We start from the raw sequence: 1304 nt of genomic DNA, 5'->3' as shown, positions 1-1304 counted from the left end.
CCGGATCTGCGGGTGTATGTGCTGGATGGGGGGTTGTGTCCGGTGCCGCCGGGGGTGGTGGGGGAGTTGTATGTGGCGGGGGCGGGGTTGGCGCGGGGGTATGTGGGGCGGGCTGCGCTGACGGCGGAGCGGTTCGTGGCTGATCCGTTCGGTGGGGCGGGTGGGCGGATGTATCGGTCGGGGGATCTGGCGCGGTGGGATCGTGCGGGGCGGTTGGAGTATCTGGGCCGGGTTGATGCGCAGGTGAAGGTGCGGGGGTTCCGGATCGAGTTGGGGGAGATCGAGAGCGTGCTGGTGCGGCATCCGGCGGTGGCCGATGCTGCGGTGGTGGTGCGGGAGGACCGGCCGGGCGACCGGCGCCTCGTCGCCTACGTGGTGGGACATGACCGTGCGGCGCCGGATGCTTCCGCCGTGGTGGGGCATGACCGTGCGGCGCCGGATGCTTCCGCCGTGGTGGGGCATGACCGTGCGGCGCCGGACGTTTCCGCGGGTGACCGGGTGGCGCCGTCGGCTCCCGCCTGGGGTGCCGGGCCGGGGGCGGTGCTGGTGGGGGGGGTGGTGCGGCGGTTCGCGGGGGGGGTGTTGCCGGATTACTTGGTGCCGGCGGGGGTGGTGGTGGTGGGGGCGTTGCCGTTGACGGTCAACGGCAAGCTGGATCGGCGGGCGTTGCCGGTGCCGGAGGTCACCGGTTCCGGGGGGGAGCCGTCCACGCCGCGGGAGGTGTTGCTGTGTGCGTTGTTCGCGGAGGTGTTGGGGGTGGGGCGGGTCGGGGTCGAGGACGGGTTCTTCGATCTGGGGGGTGACAGCATCGTCGCGATCCAGTTGGTGGCGCGGGCGCGTGAGGCGGGGGTGGTGTTCGGTCCGCGGGATGTGTTCCGGCATCAGAGTGTGCGGGAGCTGGCCGCCGTCGCCACCGACGTGGAGGAGTCGGTGGGGGAGCCGGAGGGGGCGGGGGTCGGTCCGCTGCCGCCCACCCCGATCATGGCCTGGCTGGACGGACTCACCGGCCCGACCGATGACTTCAGCCAGACGGTGGTCCTCCAGGTGCCCCCGGATCTGGGCCTGGATCCCCTTGTCGACGCGGTGCAGGCCGTACTGGACCATCACGACGCGCTGCGCCTGAAAGCGCCGAGCCTGCAAGAGCTGGAGGTGCTGCCGCGCGGGGCGGTCCGGGCGGCCGACTGCGTGCGCCGGGTCGAGGTGGGCGCCCCGGGCGACGGTGTCGCGGGTGGTGGGGGTCTGGCGGGGGTGGTCGCGGGTCAGGCCGGGCTGTTGCGGGCGGGGTTGGATCCGGGGGCGGGCCG

The 1304-nt window shown here is 73.6% G+C and carries 1 protein-coding gene; it reads left to right on the top strand.

Annotation, left to right across the window (positions count from 1 at the left end):
* On the top strand, positions 1-1304 hold a 1304-nt coding region (locus ACWDS7_RS48540), incomplete at both ends, for a phosphopantetheine-binding protein (RefSeq protein WP_451934837.1).

Source organism: Streptosporangium sp. NPDC003464 (assembly GCF_053588315.1).
The sequence above is the reverse complement of the archived record's forward strand: the minus strand, read 5'-3'. Positions and strand labels throughout refer to the sequence as shown.